Below are 23,770 nucleotides of genomic sequence, written 5' to 3' on the forward strand. Positions count from 1 at the left end.
CTGGGTGAAAATGCGTCGGTCTTTCGGGCATGTCGCGCCTAATGGCGGCGCGTCAGTCCGGGTGAGATCGTCAGCTTCGAGATGATGCCTATCGTCAGGTCGACGGCCAGCGCCAGAGCGCCAACAAGCACGGCGCCCGCTGCCATCTGATAATAGTCGTTTTGCGCCCGCCCATCGATGATCAAGCGGCCCAGTCCGCCGAGTGAAACGTAAGCGGCGATCGTTGCGGTTGAAATGATTTGCAATGTCGCGCTGCGCAGACCGGAAAAGATCAGCGGCAGTGCGCATGGCAGTTCCACGTCGAAGAGAATGTCGAGCGGGCGTTTGCCCATGCCGCGCGCCGCATCGACCGCGGCCGGATCAACCGCCGCCACGCCGGCATATGTGCCATTCATGATGGGCGGCACCGCCAGAAGCACCAGAACGACGATGCTGGGGAGAATAAAGGCCATGTCTGACGAAAAGACGGGCCCGAACAGGATTACCAGCAGAACGATCAGGCCAAGGCTCGGAAGTGCACGCAAGGCATTGGCGAGACCGGCAATCAGGAAAACGCCACGGCCGGTGTGTCCGACATAGAGGCCGACCGGCAGGCCGATCAGGCACGCAAAAAAGAGGGCGATGGAACTATACACCAGGTGCTGCACAATAAGTGCGAAGACACCGTCATTGCCGGTCCAGTGTGCCGGGTTTGAAAACCAGTCGATCATCTTTCAGCACCTCCAGCTTGCCACGGTGTGAGACGACGTGCGATGAAAAGCACAATGCCATCCAGAAGGACCGCCAGAACAATACACAGGATAATGCCTGCAATGATCGGTGTCAGAAAGCGCAGTTGCAGTCCCTGTGTGAAAAGCAGGCCGAGCTGGGGTGTCCCCACGAGCGCCGCGACCGAGACGATGCTGACATTCGAAACCACGGCTACGCGCAGGCCCGCTGCAATCACGGGAACGGCGAGGGGAAGTTCGACGAAGAGCAGACGGTGCATGGGGCGATACCCCATGGCATTTGCGGCCTGGACAACATCCGGCGACACCGACTCCAGTCCGTCGCTGACGGTTCGCACCAGAAGAGCCAGCGCATAGATCGTCAGCGCGACGACGACGTTCAGAGGATCGAGGATGCGTGTACCCAACACGAGCGGCAGAAGGACGAAGAGCGCCAGCGAAGGAATGGTGTAAAGCAGCCCGGCTGCGCCGAGCATTGCAGAGCGAAAAAGACCTGCCCGCTGCGCGAGCCATCCGAGGGGCAGCGCCAGGATGAGTCCGATCACAACGGGGATGACGGAAAGCCATACGTGCCAGGCGAACAGTTCGGCGATGCGGCCGGATTCGCGGTATAACCAGTCGAACCTCATGACCTCGTCCCCTGACGGCCGTTGCGCGCGGCCTCAATCGCGGCCACAACATCAGGCAAGGTCACAGTGCCAACGAGTTCGCCGGACGGCCTCACAATCACGCCCCGGCCTGAAGGTGAACTGAGCGCCGCGTCGAGGACGTGGCGCAGGCTGCTTCCCTCGACAGCAAGGGTCCCGCTGAGATTAAGGTCGCCTTCGCGCACGGTATTTCCGGTGCTTTCAACGTCCACCCAGCCGAGCGGACGATTTGCGGTGTCGGTTATCAGGACCCAACGGTCTGTGGCAATCTGACGGAGTGACTCGCGACTGGTGCCGAGGGGCGCCGTCGGCTCCTTACCAAGAGAAATGCCTTCCTTGAACTCGGCGAAACCGAGGATCCGGTAGCCGCGATCGCGGCCGATGAAGTCTGCGACGAATTCATCCGCCGGCCGCGCAAGCAACTCCCGTGGCGTGGCAATTTGCGCCAGCGTACCGCCGGTGCGCAGCACCGCCACCTGGTCCCCAAGCTTCAGTGCCTCGTCGATATCATGTGTCACCATGATGATGGTTTTGCCGATTTCGCGCTGAAGACGCAGGAATTCATCCTGTAACTGTGCGCGAACGACCGGATCGACCGCACTGAAGGGCTCGTCCATCAACATGAATTTCGGATCCGACGCCAAAGCCCGGGCAACGCCAACACGCTGTTGCTGTCCACCGGATAGCTGCCACGGATACCGATCGGCAAAGGCAGCCGACAGTCCTACGCGCTCCAGCAGATCGTGCGCGGTGCGAAGCGCCTGCTGCTTGGGGGTGCCGTTCAGGCGCGCTGTCGTCGCGATATTCTGCACCACCGTTCGATGGGGAAAGAGACCAGCGTTCTGGATGACGTACCCTATCCGACGCCGCAGCAGCGCTACGTCCATCTTGTCCGTGGGTTCGCCGTCAAGAAGGATCGACCCGGACGAAGGCGTGATCAGCTGGTTGATCATGCGCAGCGATGTGGTCTTGCCGCAGCCTGAGGGGCCAACGAAAATGGTCAATTTTCCTGTCGGCGCGGTGAGCGACAACCTGTCTACAGCCGTTGTCGCGCCACGATAATGCTTGCTGACCTGATCGAACGTTATCACGCACACAATCCTCTGTAGCCGGGGTTTTTGACCACCCTCTATTGCTGCCCTCAAGTTGTCTATACAATCACGAAGCTTTCGATTTCGCAAGCGGGTGTGCCTAAAGATTTCGCGTGTCGCGATTTTGATAATTCTTTGGGCGATTTGCGTGGGGTGTGGGGAACGTGACCGTTTGAAATTGAAAGAGAAATCGCCCCGCACTGTCTTTCGCCCAAGTCGGTGGAAAGGGGGCTGCCCCAGTTAGCAATCACGATGTCGAGAAAAAATTCTGCGCGGGCTGAGCGCGGGGCGACGGTTAACGCTGGCTTCGTTTCGGAAACTCAGCGGCAGACATGTGTGTTGCCGGTGAATGATGCCGCTCGCACCGTTCCCGTAGATAAGCCGCTGGAAGCTCGCGCCCGGGTCGTGGCCCGTTGGCTGGAACGGCGCGGCTTTGAAATTGCTCTTCATCTGCATGGTTCCGAAGCCGCTGCCGCATTAGCTCTTCTCTCGCACTCGGGTTTGCGTCCCGCGAGCTCTCTGGCTAGCCTGTACGGCGCTCCCGCCCGGGGGGGCGAGTGGCGCGAAGTGAACGGTGAAAACTTGGCGTTGCAAGGCACCCCCCACCTTCCGTTAGTGTGGAAATGATCCGTGGAAGCGAGGGGTGATGGTCGAATACAATCCGGGCGCGTCTTCGATATCGTTTCAGGTTTGCGTTATTGGGGCGGGGCCGGTCGGGCTCGCGCTTGCCTTTGCCCTCGAAAGACAGGGCGTAAGTGTTCTGCTGGTGGAGGCGGGCCGAAATGGTCATGATGGACGGCTTGCCAGCATTACAAACCACCACCATGCGCCTCTGGCTTCTTCAACGGCAGGAGGGCTTGGCGGGACCACGTCACTGTGGGGCGGGCGTTGCGTGCCGTTCGATGACATTGACTTTCTCGAGCGTGCGCATGTTCCCAATTCCGGGTGGCCGATCGGTCATGAGAGTATAAGCCGCTATTATGCCGATGCCCTGCACTTTCTGAATGTCAGGGCTTCGGCTCTGTCGCCGGGCGTCGGTGCTTCACCGGCGGGAGATGTCCATCTTGACTCTATCGAGTGGTGGAGCAGCCAGCCGGACCTTGGCGTGACATGCCGGGAGCGAATTGAAAAATCCCGTTTGATACATTTTCTTTCGGATACATCCGCAACGACAATCGATGTCGACGCCACGGGGGCGGTTACGGATGTCCGGCTCAGCAACGGGCATGGCGACATGCGTGTTCCGGTAACGACGCTTGTGCTGGCCTGCGGCGGCGTGGGCAATGTCCGCTTGCTTCACGAACTACGCAAGAAACAGCCCGAGCGTATTTCTCCGACGCTCGGGCATTATTATCAAGGCCATCTCACCGGTTATATTGCCGTGATCGAGCTTGAGAATGACGCCACGGTGGAACAGCTGTCTTTTCAAAGAGCGCCTTCCGGCGGAATTTTCCGTCGAAGGTTCCAGCTTTCCGGGGATGTCCAGCAGCGTCTGGGTCTGCTCAATTCCGTCTTCTGGCTTGATACCATCTCCATATCGAACGCGATTCACCATTCTGCCGGTCTTTCCGCCCTCTTTCTCGCCCTGCAATTAACCGGACTTTATGGTCTGCTGGCCAAGGGCAAGGCCGCAGGGTCCCGCCTGAGCACAGGCGTTCGTTATCGCGAGCATTTCCGGAATCTGGTCCCTACATTGTCGGCTTTTCGCGATCTGCAGGCCACAGTCGGCCAGCTCCTCCGCCGCCGCGATCGCAATAAACCGCTCGTGAATCCGGCACGGCGCTATCTCCTGCGTTATCACGCAGAGCAGATACCTGATCACGCCAGCACGGTTCTGCCGGCTCCCGCCGGCGTGGAGGATCGGCACGCCGCTGTTGCGATAGACTATCGGGTCAGCGAGGAAGATCTGGAGTCGATCGAAAAATCCCATGCTTTTCTGGATCAGTGGCTGCGGGAAAATGGGGTAGGGAAGCTCGACTTTCTACACCCCTCTTCGGAGCGGCGGCAGGCTCTTCGTGTTCAGGCCTATGACGGGTTCCATCAGATCGGCTTGACCCGGATGGCCGCGACAGCCGATGCGGGCGTGGTCGATATTGACTGCAAGGTCCACGGTATCGCCAATCTCTATGTCGCCGGGAGCTGCGTGTTCCCGACGGGCGGGCACGCCAATCCCACCTTGCCGGCCGTGGCGCTTGCCATGCGGCTTGCCGACCATCTGGGCCAAAGGCTCAAGGGCCACGAGCCAGCGTTCCACGCCGGTCCGTGAAATACGTCCTCACGAAATGTTAAATCTCGGAACTCCTTTCGAGCCGCGCAGTTCGACTGGTGCGGGCCATGAGGCGCGCGAGTGATAAATCACCAACATAAGGAGACATACCATGGCAAATCAGGGTGGTACGCACGAACAGCACGTGAAAGCAGGCCAGCAGAGCCATAAAGGCAGCGATAAGCGTTCGCAGTCTGCATCGGCCTCCGGCAGCGGTGACAACGGCAAAACCCGCGGCGGCACGCATGAGCAGCATGTAAAGGCCGGCCAGCAGAGCCATAAAAACTCCTAGTGACTACCGATAGCCGAAAGATCCCCGCGCGCGCCGCGGGGATTTCTTTGTTTATTTTGTGAAAGACAGGAAAGCTCCATGACCGGTTACCCGCAGCCCCCTTTTCCAGAACAGCAACAGAAAATCCCAGGCCGTACCAATGAGATGTCACCTGTTCCTGATCACGGTGAAAAGACCTATGTAGGGTCTGGCCGACTGGAGGGAAAAAAGGCGATCATTACCGGTGGCGATAGCGGTATCGGGCGGGCAGTCGCCATCGCTTATGCGCGCGAGGGCGCCGATATATTGATAGCGTATCTCGACGAACACGATGACGCTGAAGAAACGAAGCGTCTGGTAGAGGAAGCCGGACGCAGGGCGGTTCTGGTGGCGGGCGACATCCAGTCATCCTCCCATTGCCGCCAGATTGTCGAGAAGGCCCGTACGGAACTGGGCGGCATCGACATCCTCGTCAACAACGCGGCCCATCAGAACACCTTCACCGAAATAGAAGACATCAGTGACGACGAGTGGGAGATGACTTTTGCCGTCAATATCCACGCAATGTTCTACCTGACGAAGGCAGCCGTTCCACATATGAAGGCCGGGGCGGCAATCATTAACACCGCCTCCGTCAATTCCGACAGTCCCAATCCGACTCTCCTTGCTTATGCGACCACGAAGGGCGCGATCCAGAATTTTACGGCTGGCCTGGCGCAGCTGCTGGCGGAAAAAGGCATCCGGGCGAATGCGGTCGCGCCCGGTCCGATCTGGACACCCCTCATACCGTCCACCATGCCCGCGGAAAAAGTAGCCGAGTTTGGCAAGCAGGTGCCGATGAAGCGCCCAGGACAGCCAGCCGAATTGGCGACAACCTATGTCATGCTGGCTGATCCTCTTTCGAGCTATGTGTCCGGCGCAACCATAGCCGCGACCGGCGGCAAGCCGATCATCTGAACCCGGTGGGCAAGCCGTGTGGAGGGGCGCGTGCCTGGGTGACGGGTTTGCTGCCTTGGGGCTCGCTTCGGCCGCGGCGATGACCCCGACAGCGTCGTATCGTGGAGCCGAATACGACTCTCTTGGAAAATGAGCATCCCGACGGCAATCGGCGGGGTGCGACAGGAGCGAGGAACGGACAATGACCACAGCAGCCGATATTCTGGTGGAGACATTGATCGAATGGAACGTCGATACCGTCTTCGGTCTTCCGGGCGATGGTATCAATGGCGTGATGGAAGCACTGCGCAAGCGTCAGGACGCCGTAAGGTTTATCCAGACCCGGCATGAGCAGTCTGCGGCCTTCATGGCGACGGCCTACGCCAAATGGACGGGAAAGCTGGGGGTCTGTCTCGCGACCTCGGGACCCGGCGGCACCAATCTGCTGACAGGCCTCTATGATGCCAAACTCGATCAGGTTCCTGTCCTTGCGATCACCGGGATGCAATATCATGACCTAGTCGAAACCTTTACCCAGCAGGATGTTGACCTGACACGGATCTTTGAAGACGTCAGCGTCTACAATACTGTTGTCAGCGACGCGGCACATATGGAAAATGTCGCCAGCCTTGCCTGCCGGACCGCTCTCGCCCGCCGCGGTGTGGCGCATCTTTCGGTCGCCAACGACACGCAGGAAAAGCCGGCAGAAGAGGAAGGCCGATCCCGGCGAAACCTGCCGAGGCACGTTCCGAATGAATGGTTCTCTTACCGCCACGAACCCGCTGACAATCTTGTCCGAGAGGCCGCCGGCTTGCTCAACGACGGAAAAAGGGTGGCTATCCTGGCCGGGCGCGGTGCTATCGAAGCGCGCGACCAGCTGAAGCAAAGCGCGGAACTGCTGGGCGCACCGGTGGCGAAGGCGCTTCTCGGCAAGGCGGCCTTGGATGATGACGACCCATACACCACCGGCGGTATCGGTATCCTGGGCACTGCACCATCCCAGGAAATCATGAAAAACTGCGACACGTTGCTGATTGTCGGATCGACTTTTCCCTATATCGAATTTTACCCTGATCCCCGGGCAGTCAAGGCAGTCCAGATCGATCTCGACCCGCAACGCATTGGGCTTCGTCATCCCGTACAGTGTGGCCTTGTGGGCGATGCGCGCGACATATTGCGCCGCCTGAACGCCATGCTGGACAAAAAAGGCGACCGGTCTTTTCTTGAAGTCGCACAGGACCAGATGCGCGGGTGGCGTGATCAGATGGCGCTTCTGACCTCGGAGCGCTCCCACCCATTGAAGCCGCAGCCGGTGGCTCATGCCTTCGGGCGACGCATGGGTTCGGACGCAATGCTCGTGACCGACTCAGGCCAGAATACCGAGTTGGCGGCGCGCCACATCGATCTTAGGACCACAAACGCCTTTTCCGTTTCGGGTGCACTCGCCTCGATGGCCTCCGGTTTGCCCTATGCCATTGCCGCAGGACTGGCGTGTCCCGGCCGACATGTGCATGCGGTTGTGGGCGACGGCGGCCTTGCAATGCAACTGGGCGAATTTTCCACCGCCGTGCGGCATCGCCTGCCGCTCAGGATCCTGGTCATATGCAATGGAATGTTGAACCAGATCGCCTGGGAGCAGATGATGTTCCTCGGCCACCCGCAATTCGGCTGCGAACTCGCGCCGATCGACTTTGCCGCGGCGGCAGATGCAATGGGGGGAAGAGGTTTCACGATCTCCACATTTGATGAGATCGAGCGGGTTCTTGACGAGGCATTCGCAGTGGAGGGACCGGTCATTATCCAGGCCAATGTCGATAGATACGAACCGATGATGCCACCGAAAATGCCGAAGGATTACGCAGCAAACTTCAAGAAGGCTCTACCGGAAACCTCTGGCCATCAGCGGATCGAAGAAAACATCGCGCGCGAACCGCTGCTGACGATGATGCGGGGCGGAGAGAACGCTGAAACCGACCGGGACTGATCGGTGCCGGTTGGGAAGGCAGGTGACCGCCCTTGGCTGATTGTTCAGCCACGCAAGCCTCCTGAACGGTTTCCCCGGCATTCATGTTGCACGCATCGGATGTCATGACGTCATGGACGTCATCAGCGCCTCTGGTTGGCGAACACACGATCGGTTTACGGTTCAATGCTGTGCATGCTGTTCATTGCGCTTGCGGGTGGCCGCAGCCTTCTTGGCGGAGGCGGACCGTTCGGCCTTGGGTCTCGCAGCCGTGGCCTCGCCGCCCTTGCGGCCACCCATTTTCGATGGCGCGTGGTTTTCCGCGTGTCCGCGCCCGGCGCCGGATTTCTTGCCACTGCCGCTCTCCTTGTTCACCGTGGCCCAGGCCCTGCGTTCGGCCTCTTTTTCGGGTACGCCACGATCCTCATATCCTTCTTCGATATGTTCGGCCTTGCGCTTCTGCTTGTCCGTGTAGGACGATTTGTCGCCGCGGGGCATCGCGTTTCTCCTGTTGTTGAACCGCCCCTAACTCGCCTCGCCAGATGATGTTCCCGCCGGCTGAGGTTCGCGCTTTTCTCTCAGGGGTATCAATTGCTGCCCCTGGGATGCGCATGAAGTCAAAAAACGCCTGTCAGGGAACAATTGCCGCAGTGCCCGGTTCGAAAGCGGCCCGTCCGATGGGCTGTGTGGCCAAGCGCTCCGAAACTGCCCCTGGCTTGGTCACCGTGGACGACCTCCCCAACTGGCCTCCTCCAAGATGCTTTTGGGGAGGTCTCTTTTTGAGATATCGCAGTTTCAACCTGTGTTGCCTGTCAGCCCGGGATTCGACCTCGCACACGACCATGTCCTATTTGCCCGCCGCCTTGATGATTTCGGGAGAGGCGCCGTATTTCTGCTTCGTGTGACGGTGGTAGGCAAGGAATTCGCTGGCGGGAAGCGCTTTCGCAAACAGCCATCCTTGACCGAAGTCCACACCCTGACCTTCCAGATAGTCCCGCTGGTCTTCCGCCTCGATACCTTCTGCCACGGTGAACAGGCCCAGCGCTTTCGCCATGCCGATGATGTGTGATGTGACCGAACTCGTTGCGGTATCTTTGCCCACCGTGTCGACAAAGGATTTGTCTATCTTCAACGCGTCCAGGGGAAGGCCCTGCAAATATTGAAGGCTGGAGTAGCCGGTTCCGAAATCGTCGATCGCCACCGAATGGCCGCGCTGGCGCGCCTCGGCAAGGGTGACCTTTGCCGCGTTGATGTCGATGAAGCCACGCTCGGTGGCCTCAAGCCAGATCTGCTCAGGCCGGATGTCTGTATGCTGAAGCTTGCTGGCGATGACCGCGAGAACACGGCCAGACTTGATATCGTCCGCGCAGAGATTAATGGCGATGTGCAGGGTTCGGTCCTCGACAAGCACCTTGCGAAGATCGGCGATGACGGCGTCGATGACCTGATCGGTGATCGGCATGATCAGGCCGCTTTCTTCCGCCAGGGGGATAAACAGGTCGGGGCGGACAAGCGTACCGTCCGGCCGCCTCCATCGCACCAGTGCTTCCGCCCCCACGCAGATGCCCGTCTTCAATTCCACGATCGGCTGGTAATGAACGATGAATTCCCGTTTGCGAACGGCGATCTCGAGCTCCGCGAGTGGCGACAGGCGCCTCTTCGACAACCATGCCACGATGCCGACCACTAAGGCCGCGACAATTGCCCCGGCGGGAAGAAACAAGATCCGTTCACGCCGCACCTGCTCTGCGACGTTGGAACGTGGCTCCATCGCAATCGCCACCAGATCGTCACGGCGGCTGACAGCATAGATGGTGTCTTCCGTCATGCCCTTTTCGGGCTTGCCGAGCGGTGCCGGCACCAGGGCGCGGTCAGGTGCATTCAGTTCATTTATCAAAATGCCCCGGTCGTTCGTAAGAGCCAGGGACATGCGGTCATCCATGAGGATGTCGACAAAACGCGAGGGTTTGACAAGTGCGCCGTGCGCCCCGTGGTGAAGGGCGATCATCCGTGTGCCGCGACTGGCGCTTGGTTCCACGCGAATAGCCACCTCTAATCCCTGCCCGGTCGTAAAATCGATCGGCGATTGGCGTATCGTTTCCTGGGTGGCTCCCCAGGAGGTGCATTTCAGGACGCCGTTTTCGAAATATCCGATTTCTTCCACTGAGGGTGCATTTATCGTCAGTCTGCGCATCAGTTCTATGTGGTCGTTGGAACAGGAAGGCAAGCGGGCAGCCTCCACCTCATCGAGCGCATTCTCTGCGTCCCTGAACGTGTCCGACGCCCGTTGAATAGCCTGATCGGCAAGCGTCTTCAAAATGTCCTGATCCTTCCTGACCGCGATGATCCATGATGCGTAGGCCATGGTGGCGATCGGTATCATCGCGCCGAGAAGCCCCAGAATTATTCCAGTCGTGATGACGCGGTTTCGTCTTGTTTCCATCACCGGTCCCTCGGCATGTCCAATGCTGGCCCCATAGCCATCAACCCCATGAGATATTCCTGCCGCAGATGGTCGCCTGCCGACGTGCACCCGGAAGGGGCGTCCGAAGGTTTGACCAAATGGCTGCCCTCATCGCTGGATACACGTTTTCGTTGAGCGGGTCTTGATCCGATCTGATCCCTCGACGCAATTTCCAAGCTCTGTCGGAATTATCTCAACGATCCGGCCTGCCGTTACGCCGGATTCTTACGGGTGGTTTCTCGGGCTTTGTTAAGGGTCGCTGTTCATCTGAGGTTCATGTGCAGGAGGCGAATTTGTCTCCGGTCGCTCCGCCAAGCGGCACGATAGAGGCTCGTTGTTTGAAAAGAACAACGGGCCTCTTTTGGTTCTGGGGCAAAACTGCATTGCGTTAATCCAAAAGCCGCGCGAATGCGGTGGCCTTGGGTGGAATGTTTCAAGGGGTCAACCTTGGAAGAACGGCACGGATGTGGTCACCCAAGGCCCTGGCTGCAGGGGAGCTCTGCGGGCCGGAGCATTCGATTGCTATGCCGATTGTCGGCAGCGGAGGCAGCCAGCTTTTAACGACATGCAGATCCGGTGGAACAGCGGTTCTCGTGAGCACGCTGATGGCATGGCCGGATCGCGCAATTGCGATGAGGCCCGCTAGGCTGTTGCTGGCAAAGGCGATCCTGTAGCGGCGATTGGCTGTTTCCATGGCGTTGCACGCCGCGCGATGATCCAGCGTCGCCGGTGCCGAAAGAGCGAGCGGCAGCACATCCTTGGCAAGAAGTTCCGTGTCCGGCCTGTCCGCCACCCAGACGAAGCTTTCCCTTCGAAGAACCTCGGAGTGATCCGGTTCCGAGCGCGAAACCAGCGCCATGTCGATCTGACGGCGCTGAAGGAGAGGGCGCAGCTCTATCGTCGGCGCGCAGACCATACGCAAATCCACTTCCGGATAGGTGGCGCAGAAGCCCCTGAGCAATTCGGGAAGAAAGGCGATGGAATAATCTTCGGGACATCCGAGGCTAACCGTGCCCTGGACCGTGGCGCCGTTCATGTCGGCGAGGATTTCGTCATGACGGGCAAGCAGGGTGCTGGCATGGGCCAGCAGTTTTTCGCCCGCCGCCGTCACCCGTACGCCCGCACCGGTTCGTTGCAGCAACGGTTGCCCCACCTGTTCTTCCAGCCGCTGCATCTGTGTGCTGAGCGCCGATTGCGTGCGCCCCACCTGCGTCGCTGCGGTGCTGATGGAGCCTGCGCGGGCAACGGTGACAAAGTTCTTCAGAAGGGTGAGATCAAGCATGGCGATATCAAAATTATCTATATCCGCTTGAAATACTATCAATTGGACTGCCGGTGCAAGAGCCTGTTATCGTCCGGCAAAATCAGACACAGGGAACCTCGGCATGGACGATCTTTCGAAGAACTTCACATCGTTGAATGAGGAGCCGGCCTTCTGGGCGGCGGCCAACAGACATCTCACCCGTTATGGGCCTGCCTTCGAGGAGATCATTGTTGAGCGGGCCGAGGGGAGTTTCGTTTATGATGCGGATGACCGTGCCATCCTCGATTTCACCTCCGGCCAGATGAGCGCCCTGCTCGGGCACACCCATCCCGACATCGTCGCCACCGTCAACCGGCAGATGGCGTCGGTTGCGCATCTTTTTTCCGGGATGTTGTCCCGTCCCGTGGTCGAACTCGCGGCGAGGCTGGCAGCCCTCGCGCCCGGTCTCGACCGGGTACAATTGCTGACCACGGGCGCCGAATCCAACGAGGCGGCCATCCGTATGGCGAAGCTCGTCACCGGTGGTCACGAGATCGTCGCTTTCGCCCAGAGCTGGCACGGCATGACCGGCGCAGCGGCTTCCGCGACCTATAGCGCCGGCCGCAGGGGCTATGGCCCTGCAACGGCTGGCTCGCTCGTCATCCCGGCACCGAATGCCTATCGTCCGCGATTCAGGAATCCTGATGGATCGAATGACTGGAAGGCGGAGCTTGATGACGCCTTCGAACTGATAGACCGCCAGTCCACCGGCAATCTTGCCGCCTTCATTGCCGAACCAATTCTGTCGAGCGGTGGCATCCTCGAATTGCCCGTCGGCTATCTTGCTGCGCTCAAGAAGAAGTGCGTCGAGCGCGGCATGCTGCTCATCCTCGATGAAGCCCAGACCGGGGTCGGAAGGACCGGGCACATGTTCGCCTTTCAGCGGGATGGCGTTACACCCGACATCATGACGCTGTCAAAAACGCTGGGGGCCGGCCTCCCGCTCGCCGCGGTAATGACCAGCGAGGAGGTGGAGCAGAAAGCCTTTGAGAGAGGTTTTCTCTTCTATACGACCCACGTGTCGGATCCGTTGCCTGCGGCTGTCGGCGTTACGGTTCTCGACGTGGTGGCCCGCGATGGCCTTGTCGAGCAGGCAATCGCCCGTGGCAACCGCCTGAAGGAAGGCCTTCTGTCACTTCAACAGCGGTTCGAATGTGTCGGCGACGTGCGCGGCCGCGGGCTTCTGCTGGGGCTTGAGGTCGTGGCTGACAGGCATACGAAAGCGCCCGGTTTCGAGCTCGGCGCCCGCATCATGCAGGAGGCGATGCTGCGAGGGCTCAGCATGAACATCGTCAAACTGCCCGGCATGGGCGGTGTTTTCCGCATTGCGCCGGCGCTCACCGTATCCGATGCCGAGATCGACCTCGGGCTGGAAATACTGGCGGACTCAATCGAATCCGCCCAGGCGACGCGGTAGCATGTCGATGCCGGGCTTGTTTCCTGAAAATCAGGCGAGAAGCGCCGGCGTCTTCCGAAGTGCTTCCGCCCAGACCGCGTAACCTGCGGTGTTAAGGTGAACCAGGTCGGGAAGATAATAACGGAACATCGGCAGGCCGTTTTCCCCCATAAGGCCGGCATTCGGGTCCAGCCAGACGGCGTCGTTGGAGTTTTCGCACCAGTCCTGCGCTATGCGGTTGAAAAGGTCGAATTCGCCACGATAAATCCAGCGCGCGGGGCTGTGCTTGATGGCCAGAACAAAAACCTGCGTCTGCGGCAGCGCCTGCAGGATGCAATGCCTGAGCGCCTGCAGATGTTGCAGCGCCGTGGCCGCCTTTAAGCCATCGCTGGCTATGTCGTTCTCGCCGAAATAGAGCGCCACTCTCCGGGGTCTCAGCGGCAGCAGGAGTTTTTCCATGTAGTGAACGGCCGAGAGGCAGGTGCCGCCGCCAAAGCCGAGATTGACGATGTCGAGCGTGCCCAGATCTTCGGCGATGGAGTTCCATATCCGGAAAGATGAGGAGCCATAAAAGGCAATCGGGTCCTCCGGCAGCCCGAGTCGCTGAAGGCGCGTCAGGATGGTGAGGATATCGTTTTCGTGACGGCTGGTGCCGATGCTGGCCGGGTAATCGTACATGTTGGTCCCTGGTATTGTGAAGGCCGGACACTAGGTGTCCAGCCGGCGTTTCCATTCAGGAAAGCGTCTTCTGCAGAACCGCCAGGGCTCCCTTCGTCAACGCGTCGTCATCGCCCATTGATATTCTGAGGCCGAATTCGCCAGCGGCAATAAGATAGAGATCGTTGAGCCCATCATTGCCCACAATCGCCGCATCGTCTCCCTCTGCGTACCATCCCGCATCGCGGGCCTGCCGAAATTCCTGTCCGATGACCAGCCCACGGACATAAGACCGCAGCCGCTGTGCCGACAGTTTGCCGGCGAGCCCGCCTGTGCGTGCGGAAAACAACAGCGACAGCATGGCTGCGGATTTTTTGGCCTCTTTCAAACCCCACAGGTATGCCTCCGGATCGTCGACCGGCGGCTGTGCGGAACCGCGCGCGATGAAGGAGTGATTGATGAGTAGGTTGAAGATTTCACCGGTCACGAATGTCTGGAAACCATCGATCCGCCCTGTCTTCACCCGTGCCCATTTGCTGTGGGTTCCGGGGATGATGAGGGTGGCGTCTTCTGTAAGGCCGTGGCCGACGATCTGGGTTTCCTCGCCGCGCATGACATCCGGAAACGGCTGGCGGCCGGGGTCGTTCAGGCCTGGCAGGAATACAAGGTCGGACCCATTGGGCAACGTCCTGCGCACCGTGCCGGCGGCAAGTTCCGCCGGTCCCGCCGGGCAGGGCACATAGGCCACCTCGACCCAGCCGTTGCGGCTGGTGATCATGCCGAGCGCGGCCACGGGCAGAGCGCCGTGTTTTGAAAACCAGGGGGCGAGTGCGTTCATGAGGGCAGGCTCATGTTGCCCTTCGGCAAGGCTCGAAATGCCGTCGGCGGTTTCCAGATGTTCAAGTTCCGCCCCGTCGTTACCGACAAGCGCCGCTCGCAATGATGTCGTTCCCCAATCGACGATGATCGATGTCGCCCGTGCTGCCATTTCCCTGAACCTCCTCGTTCATTTCATCTGGGGGCTTGTCATAGGGCTCAAGTCTATGTAGTGTCAATTAGTGAATTCAAGGTATCAATATATGATACTTAATTGGGAGGAGTAAGATGGTGGCTGGCCTGAAGGGGATTTTGCCCGTTTTGCCAACGCCTTTTCTGGCGGATGGCGGCATTGACCAAGCGGGTATGGAGCGACTGGTGATCTTCGCGCTCGAAAAAGGCGTGGATGGTGTGGTGTTCCCGGGTTTTGCCAGTGAGGTTGAGACTTTGGATGCTGCAGAGCGTGCGTCGCTGCTGAAGATCGTTGTTGATGCTGTTGCTGGCCGGGTGCCGGTCGTGGCGGGCGCGAGCGCGGCAGACTGGAGAGACGTGGTTGAACATGGCCGCGCCGCATCTGATCTCGGTATTCGCCACCTGATGGTTCAGCCGCCAAAATCGGTCGGGACTGATGCGCCGGCGCTGATCGAGTTTCTGGGTAAGGTTGTCGAGGCGCTGCCCGGGGTTGAAATCATCCTGCAGAACGCGCCTGCGCCGCGCGGGTCTGATCTGTCGCCGGAGGCGATTGTCGAGATCGTCCGGTCTCTGCCGCAGGTCACCTACGTCAAGGAAGAAACGCTGCCGGCCGGTCCCGCCATCAGCCATATCATCGCCCATGCGCCCTCAACATTGAAGGGTATCATCGGCGGCGGCGGCGCCCGTTACATTCTGGATGAATATGCGCGTGGCGCCACCGCTGCCATGCCGGCGCTGGAGATCGTCGAGGAACACGTGGCAATAGATCGCGCTCTCCGCGCGGGCCGTCAGGATGAGGCCCGGAAAATCTATGTCCGCACTCTTCCGCTTCTGGTTCTGCAGGCGGTTTATCGCATGCGGCTGACCAAGTACGTGCTGGCCCGCCGTGGGGTGATCGAGGGTCTCGGTGTCCGCGCGCCCACCCCGGAACTCGACAAGGCGGCGATTGCCGATATCGACGCCAACCTCGTCGAGCTCGGCCTTGTCGCCCCGGAGGCCGCATGAACAGCCCCGTTGCAACCATCGAAGTCTTCACGCTGACCCAGCCACGCAAAGTTCCCTATCTCGGAGCGCTGCGGGAAGGTGAAGTGGTCAACCCCAATGGATACATCGTCAGAAAGGGCAACCGCACGGTCTATCCAACCTTCGACCGCAGCGTGCTTCTGCGAATGACGACGGAAGCCGGCACCGTCGGCTGGGGTGAGACCTATGGCATCGTAGCACCCGGTGCGGTGGCGGCTCTCATCAACGACCTGCTGGCCGGTTTCGTGATCGGCCGCGATGCATCCGATCCATCGGCGATCTACGACGATCTTTACGATATGATGCGCGTGCGCGGTTATACCGGTGGCTTTTACGTGGATGCGCTTGCTGCAATCGATATCGCCCTCTGGGATATTGCCGGACAGGAAGCCGGAAAATCCATTCGAGACCTGCTGGGTGGCGGCGTGGACAATTTCTCGGCCTATGTTTCCGGCCTGCCGGAGAAGACGCTGAAGGCGCGCGGAGAGCTGGCGAAATACTGGCAGGATCGTGGCTTCGACGCCTTTAAATTCGCGACGCCCGTTGCCGATGATGGGCCGGCGGCGGAACTTGCCAATCTTCGGCAGGTGCTCGGCCCGCAGGCGAAGATCGCCGCCGATATGCACTGGAACCAGACACCGGAGCGAGCGCTGGAGCTCATCGCAGAAATGCAGCCATTCGATCCATGGTTCGCCGAGGCGCCCGTCTGGACGGAGGACATTGCCGGGCTGGAAAAGGTTTCGAAAAATACCGACGTGCCGGTCGCGGTGGGCGAGGAATGGCGCACCCATTGGGATATGCGCGCCCGCATCGAACGCTGCCGTATTGCGATCGTGCAGCCGGAAATGGGCCATAAGGGTATCACCAATTTCATCCGTATCGGCGCTCTCGCAGCCGAACACGGCATCGACGTCATACCGCACGCTACCATTGGCGCCGGCATATTCCTTGCCGCCAGCCTGCAGGCATCGTCGACGTTGCCGACGCTGAAGGGGCACGAATTCCAGCATTCGATCTTCGAGCCGAACCGCCGCCTGCTGGAGGGCGACATGGATTGCCGCGAAGGCAGGTATCACCTGCCGTCGGGTCCGGGACTGGGCGTAAGACCGTCGGAGGCGGCGCTCGCCCTTATTGAACGTATCTGATTTGGTTCTTTGGAGGAGGAAACCATGACCAAAAGAATGAAGAAGCTGGCGCTGGGTACGGCGACCGCCGTTTTGATGACGATGAGCGCCGTTGCCCCTGCCATGGCCGATACCGTCCTGAAATTCATTTCCTGGCAAACGGATGACGCGGGAACGGGTGAATGGTGGCGTTCGGCAATCGCCGCCTTCGAGAAGCAGCATCCCGGCGTGAAGATCGAGTTCACCAAGGCGGAACGCAGCTCCTACGCGGATACGATGACCACGCTTTTCGCTGCCAACCAGCCGCCGCAGATCGTGCATCTCGCATCCTTCGAGTTCCAGATGTTCGCCGACAGCGGCTGGCTGGAGCCGCTCGACCCGTGGCTTAAGAAGGACGGCATCGACATGACCGGCTGGGCCGGTCAGCAGAAATGCGAATGGAACGGTGAGACCGTGTGTATTATGACGAACTACTTCGGCTTCGTCATGGCTTATAACAAGAAGATCCTGGATGAGGCGGGCGTCGCGGTTCCGAAGACCTATGACGAGTTTCTGGCGGCCGCAAAAGCCACCACCAAGGATTTGAACGGTGACGGTATCATCGACCAGTTCGGGACCGGCCACGAGACCAAGGGCGGTCCCGGGCAATATCTGACGGAGATGCTGAACTATGTCCTCGATGCCGGCGCATACTGGACCGACAAGGATGGCAACATAACCATCGACACGCCACAGATGGTGGAGGGGTTGACCCGGTGGAAAACCGTGATGAAGAGCGGTATCAGCCCGGTCGACATGAGCGCCAGCGACGTGCGCAAGCTTTTTGCCGATGGCAAGATGGCGATGCGTCTCGACGGGCCTTGGCTTTACGGCACCACCGAGAAGGGTTCAGCCAAGGCTGACATCGTTTACGCGGCACCCCCGCTTCATCCGCCGCTGGGAGGATCGTCCAACGTGCTCGCCATGCCGGCCGATATTCCCGATGACCAGAAGGCGCTCGTCTGGGATTTCATCAAGCTGACGATGTCGCCGGAGTTCCAGCGCAGCTATGCCACCCTTGGCGGCAACACCCCGCCAAGCCCCAAGGCCGACGTGTCGGGTGTCGAAAAGACCATCCCGCATTTTCCGGTACTGATCGAGACGATGAAGGCCGCATCCGAGGCGGGTATCGACCGCATTCCGACCGGACTTGAGCTCTTCTACAATGAATTCAGCAAGATGGTGATGGAAGAAAGCCAGCGGATGATCATTCAGGACCTCGATCCCGCGGAGGTGGCAAAGACCATGCAGGCGAAGGCCGAGGCCATCAAGGGCTGATCCCGTTTCGCCATGGCCCGCCTGGCGGGCCGTGGTTACCATCCGCATCCGGCAGGAGGACCATCCATGACCGCACCCGCTCGGGCCGGGCGCCGCAAGTTCTTTGATCTTGCGCGTCCCAGCCGGCAACATCTCCTCGGCTATATTCTGATCGCACCCGCGGTCCTGATGGTTGCCGCCATCATCGTCTGGCCGCTTGTGCTGGCCATCGACCTGTCTTTCCAGCAGGTCAAGATACCGCGGCTCGGTGGCGCAAGCCGGCCGTTTTCACTGAGCAATTACACCTGGCTTTTCTCATCGCCGGAATTCTGGCTCGCCTGCTGGGTGACGCTGAAGCTGGTTGTCGTCGTCACCGCGGGCAGCGTGGCCGTTGGCCTCAGCACGGCGCTTCTGGCCAATAACCGCTTCAAGGGCCGAACCGTTGCGCGGCTGGGAATGGCGCTGCCCTGGGCAGTGCCGGAAATCATCGCGGTCGTCATCTTCGCATGGATGTTCGATACGTCCTTCGGGCTGTTCGGATGGCTGGCGATAAAGCTCGGTTTCACCGACCAGATGATCCCGTGGGTGAGCAGTTCGACAGCCGCCTTCTGGGCTGTCGCTATCACCATGGTCTGGAAGGGTTTTCCTTTCGTGTCGATCATGTGCCTCGCCGGCCTTCAGTCCATTCCCGCCGATTATTACGCGGCGGCAAAGGTGGATGGCGCGAGCGTCTGGCAGCGTTTCCGCTGGATCACCATGCCGCTTTTGATGCCGGTGCTGGGCGTGACGCTGGTGCTGACGCTTCTGTGGGTGTTCCGCGACTTTTCCATCATCAAGGTTCTGACCGGTGGCGGACCGCTGAGGTCGACCCAGACCCTGTCGATCATGACCTATGACCAGGCCTTCCAGTATCACAATTTCGGCCGCGCCGCCGCCGTCGGCGTGCTGACACTGGTGATCTGTATCGTCGCGAGCCTTCTGATGCTCGGCCGGCGTTCGAAATCGATCTATTGAGGAGGCTTTGATGAAACGGACATTTTTACAGAGCCTTGCCCTTTACGCGACTGTCATCTTCACGCTGGTGATGATCCTGTTCCCGGTCTACTGGCTTCTGGTCACGGCGCTCTCCACCACCGATGAACTGTACCGCCTTCCGCCGACCTTCTGGCCGGATGATGCGCAATGGGACATTTTCGCCAGGGTCTGGGCCGCGAAGCCGATCCTGCTATGGCTGTGGAACTCGATGCTTGCGGCCGTCGGCTCGGTGGCGCTGTCGATGCTCGTCTCCGTCAGCGCCGGTTATGCCCTTTCGCGTTATTCCATGCGGGGCGGCGCGACCATGGGTCTCTTCGTCCTGACGGCGAAGATGCTTCCTGCAACGCTGCTCGTCATTCCGCTGTTTTCGATCTTTTCCAGCTTCGGTCTGATCGGCAGCCTCTGGACACTGGTGCTGGCGCATTCGACCATGATCATTCCTTTCGCCACATGGATGCTGAAAGGCTATTTCGACACCATTCCGAAGGAACTGGAGCAGGCCGCGATGGTCGACGGTTGCTCGCCGATCGGTGCAATGGTCCGGGTCGTGCTTCCGATCGCCACACCCGGTCTTGCTGCCACGGCACTTTATGCCTTCGTGCTCAGCTGGGCGGATTACGCCTATGCCCGCACCTTCCTCGTCAACTCGCCGGACAACTGGACGGCCAATCTCGGCATCACCACGATGCAGGGCGAATACGTCACCTACTGGAACGACATTTCCGCCGCATCCGTGTTCATCGCGCTGCCGATCATCGCAATCTACCTGTTTCTGGAACGTTATTTGGTCGGCGGACTCACCGCTGGCGCGGAGAAATAAGCATGGCCAATATTTCCATTCGCAATGTCAGCAAGTCCTATGGCGCCCTCAACGTGCTCAGGCCCTTTTCGCTCGAGATCGAAAACGGCGAGTTCGTGGTGCTGGTCGGGCCTTCCGGCTGCGGCAAGTCGACGATGCTGAAAATCCTTGCAGGCCTTGAACCGGCAAGCGAAGGGCAGATCTTCATCGGCGAAAACGAAGTCACGGATCTGGCGCCGGGTGACCGCGACATCGCCATGGTGTTTCAGAATTACGCGCTTTATCCGCACCTGACGGTCCGGCAGAACATCGGCTTCGGCCTGAAGATGCGCGGCACGGACAAGACGGAGATTGATCGCCGGGTGGATGACGCGGCGCGCATTCTCGAGGTAACGCCCTATCTCGATCGCAAGCCGAAGGATCTCTCGGGCGGACAGCGGCAGCGCGTGGCGCTCGGCCGCGCCATCGTGCGTCAGCCGCAGGCCTTTCTGATGGACGAACCGCTGTCCAACCTCGATGCCAAGCTGCGCGTCCACATGCGTGCCGAAATCGGCGCCCTGCACAAGCGTATCGGTGTCACCACCGTTTATGTGACGCATGACCAGGTGGAAGCCATGACCATGGCGGACCGGGTGGTTATCATGCAGGGCGGCATCATCCAGCAGATCGCGGCGCCCGATGAGCTTTTCAACAATCCGGCCAACCTCTTTGTCGCCGGTTTCATCGGATCGCCCGGCATGAATTTCCTCAACGCGGAACTGCGTGACGGCGCACTGACTGTTTTCGGCCAGAAGGTAAACCTGCCGGCGGCATCTGCCAGGCAGGGTAGCGTGATCGTGGGCTTGCGGCCAGAGCATCTCGTTCTGGGCGATGGGCCGGTGACCTTCAGCGTTCGCCCGACGCTGGTGGAAAGTCTGGGATCGGAAAAATACGTCTATTTCGATGCGGAAGGCGCAAGGGTCGCAGATGGCGAGGAGGGCAGGTCCAAGGGGCTGATCGCCCGCGTCTCGCATAGCGGCAACCTTCGGGCTGACGAAGCGCTTCAGCTCGGCTTTGATCCGGCACAGCTTTATCTCTTCGACGCAAAGACCGGAGCACGGCTATGATCCTCGTCACCGGATCGGCAGGCCGTGTGGGTCGTGCTGTCGCCGCTGCCTTGCGTATGGACGCTCGGGCGGTCCGCGGCTTTGACCTTCGTCCGTCGGGTACGGGCGGTGAGGAGGTCGTCGGATCGCTGGAGGACGGGCAGGCGCTGTCCAAAGCCATGGAAGGTGTGAGCGCCGTTCTGCATCTCGGGGCCTTTATGTCATGGGCGCCGGAGGACCGGGACCGCATGTTTGCGGTCAATGTCGAAGGCACGCGCCGTCTTCTGGATGCGGCCGCAGCCGCAGGCGTGCAGCGGTTCGTCTTCGCCTCTTCAGGAGAAGTCTATCCGGAAAACCGCCCCGAATTCCTGCCGGTCACCGAGGATCATCCGCTTCGCCCCAGTTCGCCCTATGGCCTGACCAAGCTTCTGGGCGAGGAACTGGTTCGCTTTCACCAGCGGACTGGCAGCATGGAAACCGTGATCCTGCGCTTTTCTCATACGCAGGATGCGGCTGAGCTGCTGGATCAAGACAGCTTCTTCTCCGGCCCGCGTTTTTTCCTGCGACCGCGCATTCGGCAGCAGCGGAATTTCGGGAACGTTGCGATTGCCGAACTGCTACAGTCCCGGGATATCGGCGAAGCGTCACATATATTGGCGCGTAATGAAAACGGCCGGCCATACCGCATGCACATAACCGATACACGCGATATGGTGGCCGGGATCCTGCTCGCCCTCGATCACCCTGACGCGGCGGGCTGCATCTTCAATCTCGGCGCGGATGAGCCATCCGATTTCGCCGAGCTTCTGCCGAAAATGGCCGCGGTGACCGGCCTCCCCATCGTGACTGTCGATTTTCCCGGCGACGGCGTTTATTACCATACGTCTAACGCGCGGATCAAAAACACCCTGGGGTTTGAGGCACAATGGACGATGGACCGGATGCTGGAAGAGGCGGCCGCCGCAAGGCGGCAGCGTCTCGCGAAGGAGACGCGATGAAACCCGAGACACCGGGCGGCACCGCTGCGCTGGCGAAGGGGTTGACCCTTCTCGACATGGTGGCCGATGCGCCGGAGCCGCCGCGTTTTGCGGAACTGTTGCGCGCATCCGGCCTGCCCAAGCCGACTTTTGCCCGCATCCTGCGCACCCTCATAGCCTATGGGCTCGTTCGTCAGGATGAGGCGCGTGGAACCTATGTTCTGGGCCAGCGCTTTCTCGAAATGTCCCACAAAGTCTGGGAGAGCTTCGATCTGGTATCGGCCGCGACACCCGAACTCGAGAGGTTGGCTGCCGAACTGGGCGAGACCGTAGCGCTCTGCCGGCTGGACGGCATCATGACGCAATATCTTGCGGAACGTTCTCCAAACGGTCTCTCCGTGCGGGTAGAAGTGGGACGCCGGGTTCCTTTGCATTGTACCGCGCCGGGCAAGGCGCTGCTTGCCTTTCAGGACCCCGCTGTCGGCCGTTCCCTGCTCGATCGGCTGACGCTGGATGCGCAGACGCCGCGGACGATTACCACGCTCGATGCACTTCAGGCCGATCTGACGCTGACGCGGGCGAGGGGTTACTCGATCTCCTATGAGGAGCACCTGCCAGGGGTGAATTCCGTTGCCGCACCCGTCATGGGCCGTGACAATACGCCGATGGGTGTGCTTGTCGCGCTCGGGCCGTCGTCGCGGCTCGATGCGTCCAACATTCATCCTGCCGGGCGCGAACTGATTGCCGCTGCACGCCGGATTACCGGCGCCGCCGGGGCTGTCGCCATCAGCTCGCGGCCACGACCGCGTTCGGTAACAGGACGCCCCAGCGCCGAACTCAGCTGCATTCTTCCCTGGGGCGCGCAGCTTGGGGAAAGCCCGGTCTGGCATGAAGGCGAAAACGCGCTCTACTGGGTGGATATTCTGCACCCCGCCGTCCATCGTTTCGATCCCGCCACCGGCCGTAACGAAACCTGCGAGACAGGTAAGCTGGTCAGTGCCGTCATTCCAGTCTCCGGAGGGCGATTGCTTGTGGCGTCGCAGGATGGCGTCGAGTGGCTGGACTTCACTTCGGGCCGGTTGACACCCTTCGTCAGCCCGGAGGCTGGCATTGGCGATAACCGCTTGAACGATGCCAAATGCGGGCCGGACGGCGCCATCTGGGTCGGGTCGATGCGCATCGATGCCTCCAAGCCCACCGGCGCGCTTTATCGGATCAATGCCGATGGGGCATTCGAACGCAAGGAAGGCGGCATCGTCGTCTCCAACGGTCTCGGCTGGAGCCCCGATGGCAGGACCTTCTATTTCGTCGATACGGTGCCCGGCCTTATCCATGCCTATGATTGTGACCCGACGACCGGCGCCCTGTCGCAGCGCCGTGAATTTGCCCGTATTCCCGTGGCCGACGGCCGTCCGGACGGCCTCGCCGTGGATGCGGAAGGCGGGGTGTGGTGTGCGATCTGGGACGGCTGGTGCGTGCGCCGCTATCTTCCGAACGGCAAGCTGGATCAGGTGATCGAGATGCCGGTGCCGCGCCCGTCGAGTGTGGCCTTCGGCGGGCCGGACCTGTCGACGCTCTTCATCACCAGTGCCCGCACGCGCCTGCCGGCATCCACGCTCGCCGACGCCCCGCTGTCTGGTGGCCTGTTCTCCTGCCGCCCCGGAATTGCCGGCGCGCGCATTTCACTGTTCGAAGGATAAA

At 60.3% G+C, this 23,770-nt stretch carries 21 protein-coding genes; 13 read left to right on the forward strand and 8 right to left on the reverse strand.

From position 1 onward, the window contains the following. Window positions 1-38 precede the first annotated feature (38 nt). From FHW77_RS17320 to FHW77_RS17330, 3 genes are read right to left on the reverse strand one after another with little or no spacing between them, the layout of a single operon-like run. The gene (locus tag FHW77_RS17320; RefSeq protein ID WP_004438136.1) at window positions 39-710 is read right to left on the reverse strand and encodes an ABC transporter permease; all 672 of its coding nucleotides are present in this window, start codon (window positions 708-710) and stop codon (window positions 39-41) included. After that, the gene (locus FHW77_RS17325; RefSeq protein WP_006698697.1) at window positions 707-1,357 is read right to left on the reverse strand and encodes an ABC transporter permease; all 651 of its coding nucleotides are present in this window, start codon (window positions 1,355-1,357) and stop codon (window positions 707-709) included. The genes FHW77_RS17320 and FHW77_RS17325 overlap by 4 nt, the downstream gene beginning before the upstream one ends. Further along, window positions 1,354-2,466: an ABC transporter ATP-binding protein gene (locus FHW77_RS17330; protein WP_044459747.1), complete on the reverse strand. Its 1,113-nt coding sequence runs from the start codon at window positions 2,464-2,466 to the stop codon at window positions 1,354-1,356. The genes FHW77_RS17325 and FHW77_RS17330 overlap by 4 nt, the downstream gene beginning before the upstream one ends. 646 nt (window positions 2,467-3,112) lie before the next feature. Here FHW77_RS17330 and FHW77_RS17335 point away from each other — a divergent pair. The 4 genes from FHW77_RS17335 to FHW77_RS17350 all read left to right on the forward strand — a co-directional run bounded on the left by FHW77_RS17335 (window position 3,113) and on the right by FHW77_RS17350 (window position 7,923). Further along, window positions 3,113-4,732: an FAD-dependent oxidoreductase gene (locus FHW77_RS17335; protein WP_044459749.1), complete on the forward strand. Its 1,620-nt coding sequence runs from the start codon at window positions 3,113-3,115 to the stop codon at window positions 4,730-4,732. Window positions 4,733-4,844: 112 nt separating this feature from the next. Beyond that, window positions 4,845-5,024 carry a hypothetical protein gene (locus FHW77_RS17340; RefSeq protein WP_006698694.1) on the forward strand — a complete coding sequence of 60 codons (180 nt, stop codon included), beginning with the start codon at window positions 4,845-4,847 and terminating at the stop codon, window positions 5,022-5,024. 78 nt (window positions 5,025-5,102) lie between these two features. After that, on the forward strand, window positions 5,103-5,960 hold the full coding sequence (locus tag FHW77_RS17345) for an SDR family oxidoreductase (protein WP_182590608.1): 858 nt from the start codon (window positions 5,103-5,105) through the stop codon (window positions 5,958-5,960). A gap of 181 nt (window positions 5,961-6,141) precedes the next feature. Next, window positions 6,142-7,923, forward strand: a complete 1,782-nt coding sequence (locus FHW77_RS17350; RefSeq protein WP_044459751.1) for a thiamine pyrophosphate-binding protein — start codon at window positions 6,142-6,144, stop codon at window positions 7,921-7,923. A 162-nt stretch (window positions 7,924-8,085) separates the two neighbouring features. Here FHW77_RS17350 and FHW77_RS17355 read toward each other — a convergent pair whose 3' ends face one another. The 3 genes from FHW77_RS17355 to FHW77_RS17365 form a co-directional block, all read right to left on the reverse strand. Continuing rightward, window positions 8,086-8,400 (reverse strand): hypothetical protein, encoded by a 315-nt coding sequence (locus tag FHW77_RS17355; RefSeq protein ID WP_044459752.1) that lies wholly within the window; start codon window positions 8,398-8,400, stop codon window positions 8,086-8,088. A 349-nt stretch (window positions 8,401-8,749) separates the two neighbouring features. Beyond that, a complete protein-coding gene (locus tag FHW77_RS17360; protein WP_182590609.1) occupies window positions 8,750-10,345 on the reverse strand; it encodes an EAL domain-containing protein in 1,596 nt (531 codons plus the stop codon). Window positions 10,346-10,799: 454 nt separating this feature from the next. Beyond that, on the reverse strand, window positions 10,800-11,648 hold the full coding sequence (locus FHW77_RS17365) for a LysR family transcriptional regulator (RefSeq protein WP_044459754.1): 849 nt from the start codon (window positions 11,646-11,648) through the stop codon (window positions 10,800-10,802). A 103-nt stretch (window positions 11,649-11,751) separates the two neighbouring features. On the opposite strand from FHW77_RS17365, the gene FHW77_RS17370 reads away from it, so the two are divergent. Then, window positions 11,752-13,086: an aspartate aminotransferase family protein gene (locus FHW77_RS17370; RefSeq protein WP_037090986.1), complete on the forward strand. Its 1,335-nt coding sequence runs from the start codon at window positions 11,752-11,754 to the stop codon at window positions 13,084-13,086. A gap of 30 nt (window positions 13,087-13,116) precedes the next feature. Here FHW77_RS17370 and FHW77_RS17375 read toward each other — a convergent pair whose 3' ends face one another. Further along, window positions 13,117-13,743 (reverse strand): GDSL-type esterase/lipase family protein, encoded by a 627-nt coding sequence (locus FHW77_RS17375; RefSeq protein ID WP_044459755.1) that lies wholly within the window; start codon window positions 13,741-13,743, stop codon window positions 13,117-13,119. A gap of 55 nt (window positions 13,744-13,798) precedes the next feature. Continuing rightward, window positions 13,799-14,710: a 2-dehydro-3-deoxygalactonokinase gene (locus FHW77_RS17380; protein WP_044459756.1), complete on the reverse strand. Its 912-nt coding sequence runs from the start codon at window positions 14,708-14,710 to the stop codon at window positions 13,799-13,801. Window positions 14,711-14,826: 116 nt separating this feature from the next. Here FHW77_RS17380 and FHW77_RS17385 point away from each other — a divergent pair, with 116 nt between their 5' ends. From FHW77_RS17385 to FHW77_RS17420, 8 genes are all read left to right on the forward strand, one after another. Continuing rightward, the gene (locus FHW77_RS17385; protein WP_004438166.1) at window positions 14,827-15,735 is read left to right on the forward strand and encodes a dihydrodipicolinate synthase family protein; all 909 of its coding nucleotides are present in this window, start codon (window positions 14,827-14,829) and stop codon (window positions 15,733-15,735) included. After that, window positions 15,732-16,898, forward strand: a complete 1,167-nt coding sequence (locus FHW77_RS17390) for a mandelate racemase/muconate lactonizing enzyme family protein (RefSeq protein ID WP_044459757.1) — start codon at window positions 15,732-15,734, stop codon at window positions 16,896-16,898. The genes FHW77_RS17385 and FHW77_RS17390 overlap by 4 nt, the downstream gene beginning before the upstream one ends. 24 nt (window positions 16,899-16,922) lie before the next feature. Beyond that, window positions 16,923-18,194 (forward strand): ABC transporter substrate-binding protein, encoded by a 1,272-nt coding sequence (locus FHW77_RS17395; RefSeq protein ID WP_044459758.1) that lies wholly within the window; start codon window positions 16,923-16,925, stop codon window positions 18,192-18,194. Window positions 18,195-18,260: 66 nt separating this feature from the next. Then, the gene (locus FHW77_RS17400) at window positions 18,261-19,187 is read left to right on the forward strand and encodes a carbohydrate ABC transporter permease (protein WP_006698684.1); all 927 of its coding nucleotides are present in this window, start codon (window positions 18,261-18,263) and stop codon (window positions 19,185-19,187) included. A 10-nt stretch (window positions 19,188-19,197) separates the two neighbouring features. Then, complete coding sequence (locus tag FHW77_RS17405) at window positions 19,198-20,028, forward strand: carbohydrate ABC transporter permease (protein WP_004438176.1); 831 nt, start codon at window positions 19,198-19,200, stop codon at window positions 20,026-20,028. A gap of 2 nt (window positions 20,029-20,030) precedes the next feature. Next, the gene (locus FHW77_RS17410) at window positions 20,031-21,113 is read left to right on the forward strand and encodes an ABC transporter ATP-binding protein (RefSeq protein WP_022563544.1); all 1,083 of its coding nucleotides are present in this window, start codon (window positions 20,031-20,033) and stop codon (window positions 21,111-21,113) included. Further along, a complete protein-coding gene (locus FHW77_RS17415; RefSeq protein ID WP_044459759.1) occupies window positions 21,110-22,090 on the forward strand; it encodes an NAD-dependent epimerase/dehydratase family protein in 981 nt (326 codons plus the stop codon). Before FHW77_RS17410 ends, FHW77_RS17415 begins: the two co-directional genes overlap by 4 nt. Continuing rightward, window positions 22,018-23,769 carry an SMP-30/gluconolactonase/LRE family protein gene (locus tag FHW77_RS17420; protein WP_182590610.1) on the forward strand — a complete coding sequence of 584 codons (1,752 nt, stop codon included), beginning with the start codon at window positions 22,018-22,020 and terminating at the stop codon, window positions 23,767-23,769. Before FHW77_RS17415 ends, FHW77_RS17420 begins: the two co-directional genes overlap by 73 nt. The last annotated feature ends 1 nt before the right edge of the window (window position 23,770 follow it).

It is taken from the genome of Agrobacterium sp. RC10-4-1 (genome assembly GCF_014138475.1).
GTDB classification, from domain to species: domain Bacteria; phylum Pseudomonadota; class Alphaproteobacteria; order Rhizobiales; family Rhizobiaceae; genus Agrobacterium; species Agrobacterium pusense.

What these genes read in the sequence shown, in the direction of transcription:
- FHW77_RS17415 (WP_044459759.1), top strand. Translation starts at nt 21,110, where the DNA reads ATGATCCTCGTCACCGGATCGGCAGGCCGTGTGGGTCGTGCTGTCGCC.
- FHW77_RS17405 (WP_004438176.1), top strand. Translation starts at nt 19,198, where the DNA reads ATGAAACGGACATTTTTACAGAGCCTTGCCCTTTACGCGACTGTCATC.
- FHW77_RS17420 (WP_182590610.1), top strand. Translation starts at nt 22,018, where the DNA reads ATGGACGATGGACCGGATGCTGGAAGAGGCGGCCGCCGCAAGGCGGCA.
- FHW77_RS17350 (WP_044459751.1), top strand. Translation starts at nt 6,142, where the DNA reads ATGACCACAGCAGCCGATATTCTGGTGGAGACATTGATCGAATGGAAC.
- FHW77_RS17400 (WP_006698684.1), top strand. Translation starts at nt 18,261, where the DNA reads ATGACCGCACCCGCTCGGGCCGGGCGCCGCAAGTTCTTTGATCTTGCG.
- FHW77_RS17410 (WP_022563544.1), top strand. Translation starts at nt 20,031, where the DNA reads ATGGCCAATATTTCCATTCGCAATGTCAGCAAGTCCTATGGCGCCCTC.
- FHW77_RS17375 (WP_044459755.1), bottom strand. Translation starts at nt 13,743, where the DNA reads ATGTACGATTACCCGGCCAGCATCGGCACCAGCCGTCACGAAAACGAT.
- FHW77_RS17395 (WP_044459758.1), top strand. Translation starts at nt 16,923, where the DNA reads ATGACCAAAAGAATGAAGAAGCTGGCGCTGGGTACGGCGACCGCCGTT.
- FHW77_RS17380 (WP_044459756.1), bottom strand. Translation starts at nt 14,710, where the DNA reads ATGGCAGCACGGGCGACATCGATCATCGTCGATTGGGGAACGACATCA.
- FHW77_RS17335 (WP_044459749.1), top strand. Translation starts at nt 3,113, where the DNA reads ATGGTCGAATACAATCCGGGCGCGTCTTCGATATCGTTTCAGGTTTGC.
- FHW77_RS17360 (WP_182590609.1), bottom strand. Translation starts at nt 10,345, where the DNA reads ATGGAAACAAGACGAAACCGCGTCATCACGACTGGAATAATTCTGGGG.
- FHW77_RS17385 (WP_004438166.1), top strand. Translation starts at nt 14,827, where the DNA reads ATGGTGGCTGGCCTGAAGGGGATTTTGCCCGTTTTGCCAACGCCTTTT.
- FHW77_RS17370 (WP_037090986.1), top strand. Translation starts at nt 11,752, where the DNA reads ATGGACGATCTTTCGAAGAACTTCACATCGTTGAATGAGGAGCCGGCC.
- FHW77_RS17320 (WP_004438136.1), bottom strand. Translation starts at nt 710, where the DNA reads ATGATCGACTGGTTTTCAAACCCGGCACACTGGACCGGCAATGACGGT.
- FHW77_RS17365 (WP_044459754.1), bottom strand. Translation starts at nt 11,648, where the DNA reads ATGCTTGATCTCACCCTTCTGAAGAACTTTGTCACCGTTGCCCGCGCA.
- FHW77_RS17325 (WP_006698697.1), bottom strand. Translation starts at nt 1,357, where the DNA reads ATGAGGTTCGACTGGTTATACCGCGAATCCGGCCGCATCGCCGAACTG.
- FHW77_RS17355 (WP_044459752.1), bottom strand. Translation starts at nt 8,400, where the DNA reads ATGCCCCGCGGCGACAAATCGTCCTACACGGACAAGCAGAAGCGCAAG.
- FHW77_RS17390 (WP_044459757.1), top strand. Translation starts at nt 15,732, where the DNA reads ATGAACAGCCCCGTTGCAACCATCGAAGTCTTCACGCTGACCCAGCCA.
- FHW77_RS17345 (WP_182590608.1), top strand. Translation starts at nt 5,103, where the DNA reads ATGACCGGTTACCCGCAGCCCCCTTTTCCAGAACAGCAACAGAAAATC.
- FHW77_RS17340 (WP_006698694.1), top strand. Translation starts at nt 4,845, where the DNA reads ATGGCAAATCAGGGTGGTACGCACGAACAGCACGTGAAAGCAGGCCAG.